Genomic DNA, 4,408 nt, shown 5'->3' with positions numbered 1-4,408 from the left:
GACATAGCTTTCAGCGACCGCTTCCGGGCCACCGTTGACCCAGCACAGCGCCCACTCGGCTTCTTCGCGCTTGGCGGCGAACTTGCCGATGAAGGGCTCGGCGGGCAGCACTTCGGCGCCGTTCAGAGAATCCTTCAGGTAGTCGAGCAGGCCGTTCTCGTACTGCCAGACGGTCTGTTCGTTGTTGACCTGATCGTCCAGCGTCACCTTCAGGTTCGGGCACAGCACGGCCTTCGCGCGCAGTACCTGCTTCAGACGCGGCACCGAGAACTTCGGCGAGTCGAAGTACTTGTCGTCCGGCCAGAAATGCACCGTGGTACCGCTCTTCTTGATCGGTGCATCACCGACCCGGGTCAGCTCGCTGGCCTTGTGACCATCGGCGAAGCCGATCAGCCACTCGCCGCCACCACGGACCACGCGCACTTCCAGCACCTTCGACAGCGCATTGACCACCGACACGCCGACGCCGTGCAGGCCACCGGAAAAGCCGTAGGCCTTGTTCGAGAACTTGGCACCCGAGTGCAGCTTGGTCAGGATCAGCTCGACGCCGGAAACGCCGTGCTCCGGGTGGATGTCGACCGGCATGCCGCGGCCGTCGTCCGAGACTTTCAGCGAGCCGTCGGCGAGCAGCACCACGTCGATGCGCTTGGCGTGGCCGGCCAGCGCTTCGTCGACCGAGTTGTCGATGACTTCCTGGGCCAGATGATTCGGCCGCGAGGTATCGGTGTACATGCCCGGGCGCTTGCGCACCGGGTCCAGGCCGCTCAGAACTTCGATCTGGTCGGCGCCGTAAGCGTTGTTGTTCGGGGTGGCCATCAGGGCAATCGGGAGACTTGGGTTCGCAGGACTGCGAAAGACGCGGGACGGTACCCAATGGACCGCCGTGTCGCAAGGCCGGCCGGTCCCGCCGCCTGCCCCGCCCGATGCGAGTTCAGCGCTCGCGGATCGCCGAAAACGAGCAGACGTAGAACAGCGCCAGCGGCACCAGCACGCTCAGATGGGCAATCGAGAAATTGCGGATGTCGAGCAACTGCACCAGCGTATTGGCGAACCAGACACCGGCCGGCGTCAGGCCAACGGCGACCGCACTACCGACCATCGCCGCCATCGGCACGATCCAGCGTGGGGCCGGCTTGCGCGGCGCCGGCATGTTCATCAGCACGCGGACCACGAAACCGTCGTCGGCGATATGCGGCTGCCGGGCCGCATCTTCCTGCAGCAGCGCTTCTATCCAGGCATCGTCACCGGGCCCAGAATCCAACAATCGGCCGTGCATCGAGCCACCACGGCCAACGGGAAAGGTCGATCCGTCCATAGGCTTGTCCTGGGTCTTGTTGGCTTCAGTCGTCATGACATCCTCGGCTCCCAGACCTGCAAGTGCACTTTCAGCTTCTGCTTGGCGCGGGAAATATGCGATTTCACCGTGCCCAGCGGGCAATTGAGGGCGTAAGCCGCTTCCTCGTGACTGCGGTCCAGATAGTAGCACTGGGCAATCACCGCTCTTTCCGCGGGCGACAGGATCGCCATCGCCCTTTGCAGATCCATCTGCAGATCAGCCGTGGTCTGCTCGGGATGCAGGTCCTGGGGGCCGTCGTGTTCCTCGGGCTCGGCGGTGTTCTCGTCGAGCTGCTCTTCCTCGTGGCGCGAGCGGATCGCCATCAGAAAGCTGTTGTAGGCGATCCGGTAGATCCAGGTGCTGAAGCGAGCATCGCCGCGGAACTGGTCGAGCTTGCGATGCGCCTGCAGGAAGGTTTCCTGGGCGAGATCGTCGGCGAAGGCATCGTCGCCCTTGCACAGACGCCGCAGCAGCGCGCGCACTGAGCCCTGATGGCGACGCACCAGCACCGCGAAGGCATGGCGATCGTCACCGGCGAGCACGCGGGCAACCAGTGCCGAGTCCGGCGGGCCATCGGCCCATACCGGCTCAGCCGCTGCCACCTTCACTGCCTCGCTGGCCACGTCGGCTGGTTTCCGTCCGCGTCGGCTTCAGAGATCCTTTTTCTGCTGTTCGATCTTCCAGGCAATCAACTGGCCGACGCCGATCGCCAGCGGAATGAACCCGATGCCGACCGCCTCGGCGGCATCGGCGAACCAGAAGAAGCCCATCAGGCCGACACCGGCACCGACCAGGCTCAAGCCCGAGCTGACATCGGATTTCTTCTTCTTGGTCGGCTCCATGAACAGCTCGGGCGGGATCGGCTGGCCCTTGTCGGCGAGCTTCAGCACCATCTCGTTGATCGAGCGCTGGCGGTTGGCGCGATAGCGCAACACGGCGAGCACGATGACGATCGGCATGCCGAACACCATGATGACGGCAACCAGCGGCACCAGCGCTTCGACGAGGGTGAAGCTGGAACTGCCGTCCCCGACGTGCTTGCCGAGGTCAATGCCGAATTCGGCTGCGGATACGAGAAACATGAGGTGCTCCTGGTGGTTCGTGTTGTTCGGGGAGTCAGATGCACCGGAGCCATCGTTCAGATGCACGTGACGCAGCGCCTACAATAGCGGCCATGACCGCCAAGAAAATTTCCCCTGCCACGCCGGACGCGATCGACGATCCGGTCTCCCGTTTCGAAGGTTCGCTGACCGAACTGGAAGCGATCGTTGCCAAGATGGAACGTGGCGACCTGCCGCTCGAAGAATCCTTGAGCCTGTTCGAGCGCGGCATGGGCCTGACCAAGGTCTGCCGCACGTCGCTGGAAACTGCCGAGCTGAGAGTTCGCAATCTGCTCGACGCAGACGACAGCGCGCCGCCTGCCGGCCGCTGAGCCCTTCCGTCTCCAGCCTTAGCTTCGATGAACGAGTCTTCCGGCTACGCGCGACTCGGCGCGATCGACGATCCGGCCGCGCTGCGCCGCCTGCCGGTCGCCGAACTGCCGGCGCTCGCCGGTGAAATCCGCCGCTGCCTGATCGAAACGCTGGCCCGGGTCGGCGGTCATTTCGCCGCCAGCCTCGGCGTCGTCGAACTGACCCTGGCGCTGCACCGGGTGTTCGATACGCCGCGCGACACGCTGATCTGGGACATCGGCCATCAGGCCTATGCGCACAAGATCATCACCGGCCGCCGCGCGCGGCTGGAAACGATCCGCAAGCACGGCGGTCTGGCGCCCTTCCTCGATCGCAACGAGAGCGCCTTCGATGCCTTCGGCGCCGGCCACGCCGGCACCGCGATCTCCGCGGCCGCTGGTTTCGCAGCGGCCGAAAAACTGCGCGCCGAAGGCCGGCGCAGCGTCGCCGTCATCGGCGATGGCGGCATCACCGCCGGCATGGCTTTCGAAGCGATGAACCATGCCGGCGCGCTCGGGCTCGATCTGCTGGTGGTGTTCAACGACAACGATCTGTCGATCTCGGAGAACGTCGGCGCGCTGCGCGACACGGTTGCCCGGCAGCTCGGCCGCAGCCATCCGGCGGCGGGAACGGGCTCACTCGCCGGGCTGGTCGAAGCGCTCGGTTTCACCTACTCGGGACCGGTGGACGGCCACGCGCTCGACGCGCTGCTGCCCGCGCTCGAAGGCCTGAAAGCGGCACGCGGCCCGCAGTTTCTGCACGTGCTCACGGTCAAGGGCCAGGGCTATGCGCCGGCCGAAGCTGATCCGATCGGCTTCCACGGCGTCACCCGTTTCGATCCGGTCACCGGCGCGATGCCGGCACCTGCCGCCGTCGCACACCCGACGTACTCGCAGCTGTTTGGTGACTGGCTCTGCGAAGCCGCCGCGCTCGATCCGGCGGTGGTCGCGATCACGCCGGCGATGCGCGAAGGCTCGGGGCTGGTCGCGTTCGCCCAGGCATTTCCGGATCGCTATTTCGACGCCGGCATCGCCGAGCAGCACGCCGTCACCCTCGCTGCCGGCATGGCCTGCGCCGGCCTGAAGCCAGTGGTGGCGATCTATTCGACCTTCCTGCAGCGCGCACTCGACCAAGTGATTCACGACGTCGCGATCCAGAACCTGCCGGTGCTGTTCGCGGTCGATCGCGGCGGCCTGGTCGGTGCCGATGGCGCGACCCATCACGGCGCTTTCGATCTCAGCCTGCTGCGGGCGGTTCCCAATCTGCTGCTGATGGCACCGAGCGACGAGCAGGAATGCCGCCGCATGCTCGCCACCGGTCTGGCGCACGCCGGCCCGAGCGCGGTTCGCTATCCGCGCGGTAGCGGCCCCGGCGCTGCAATCGCAGCCGCCGAACCCCTCGAAATCGGTTGCGGCCGGTTGCTGCGCAGCGGTTCTTCACGACGGCCCACGCGGGTCGCCTTGCTGGCCTTCGGCACGATGGTCGGCACCGCGCTCGATGTCGCCGCGCTGCTCGAGGCCACGGTCGCCGACATGCGCTTCGTCAAGCCGCTCGACGAGGCCCTGATCGCCAGCCTAGCGCGTGAACACAGTCTGCTGGTGACGATGGAAGACAACGTGGT

At 66.0% G+C, this 4,408-nt stretch carries 6 protein-coding genes; 2 read left to right on the top strand and 4 right to left on the bottom strand.

What is annotated here, in order from left to right:
* The 4 genes from Q0D45_RS21105 to Q0D45_RS21090 form a co-directional block, all read right to left on the bottom strand.
* Window positions 1-816 (bottom strand): ATP-binding protein (locus Q0D45_RS21105; RefSeq protein ID WP_293397753.1); only part of this gene is annotated, 816 nt, incomplete at its 3' end.
* 115 nt (window positions 817-931) lie between these two features.
* Window positions 932-1,351: a hypothetical protein gene (locus tag Q0D45_RS21100; protein WP_293397750.1), complete on the bottom strand. Its 420-nt coding sequence runs from the start codon at window positions 1,349-1,351 to the stop codon at window positions 932-934.
* The gene (locus tag Q0D45_RS21095) at window positions 1,348-1,959 is read right to left on the bottom strand and encodes a sigma-70 family RNA polymerase sigma factor (RefSeq protein WP_293397747.1); all 612 of its coding nucleotides are present in this window, start codon (window positions 1,957-1,959) and stop codon (window positions 1,348-1,350) included. Before Q0D45_RS21095 ends, Q0D45_RS21100 begins: the two co-directional genes overlap by 4 nt.
* A 27-nt stretch (window positions 1,960-1,986) precedes the next feature.
* Window positions 1,987-2,418 carry a DUF6249 domain-containing protein gene (locus tag Q0D45_RS21090; RefSeq protein WP_293397744.1) on the bottom strand — a complete coding sequence of 144 codons (432 nt, stop codon included), beginning with the start codon at window positions 2,416-2,418 and terminating at the stop codon, window positions 1,987-1,989.
* 92 nt (window positions 2,419-2,510) lie between these two features.
* On the opposite strand from Q0D45_RS21090, the gene Q0D45_RS21085 reads away from it, so the two are divergent.
* Window positions 2,511-2,768, top strand: coding sequence for an exodeoxyribonuclease VII small subunit (locus Q0D45_RS21085; RefSeq protein ID WP_293397741.1), 258 nt, complete (start codon window positions 2,511-2,513; stop codon window positions 2,766-2,768).
* Between the two features lie 27 nt (window positions 2,769-2,795).
* On the top strand, window positions 2,796-4,408 hold a 1,613-nt coding region (locus tag Q0D45_RS21080), incomplete at its 3' end, for a 1-deoxy-D-xylulose-5-phosphate synthase (RefSeq protein WP_293397738.1).

The organism is Nevskia sp. (genome assembly GCF_023266035.1).
GTDB lineage: Bacteria > Pseudomonadota > Gammaproteobacteria > Nevskiales > Nevskiaceae > Nevskia.
This window is presented reverse-complemented; position numbering and strand designations above follow the sequence as displayed.

Excerpts from the sequence above, each read along its gene's own strand:
- Q0D45_RS21100 (WP_293397750.1), bottom strand. The coding sequence starts at position 1,351 with ATGACGACTGAAGCCAACAAGACCCAGGACAAGCCTATGGACGGATCG.
- Q0D45_RS21090 (WP_293397744.1), bottom strand. The coding sequence starts at position 2,418 with ATGTTTCTCGTATCCGCAGCCGAATTCGGCATTGACCTCGGCAAGCAC.
- Q0D45_RS21085 (WP_293397741.1), top strand. The coding sequence starts at position 2,511 with ATGACCGCCAAGAAAATTTCCCCTGCCACGCCGGACGCGATCGACGAT.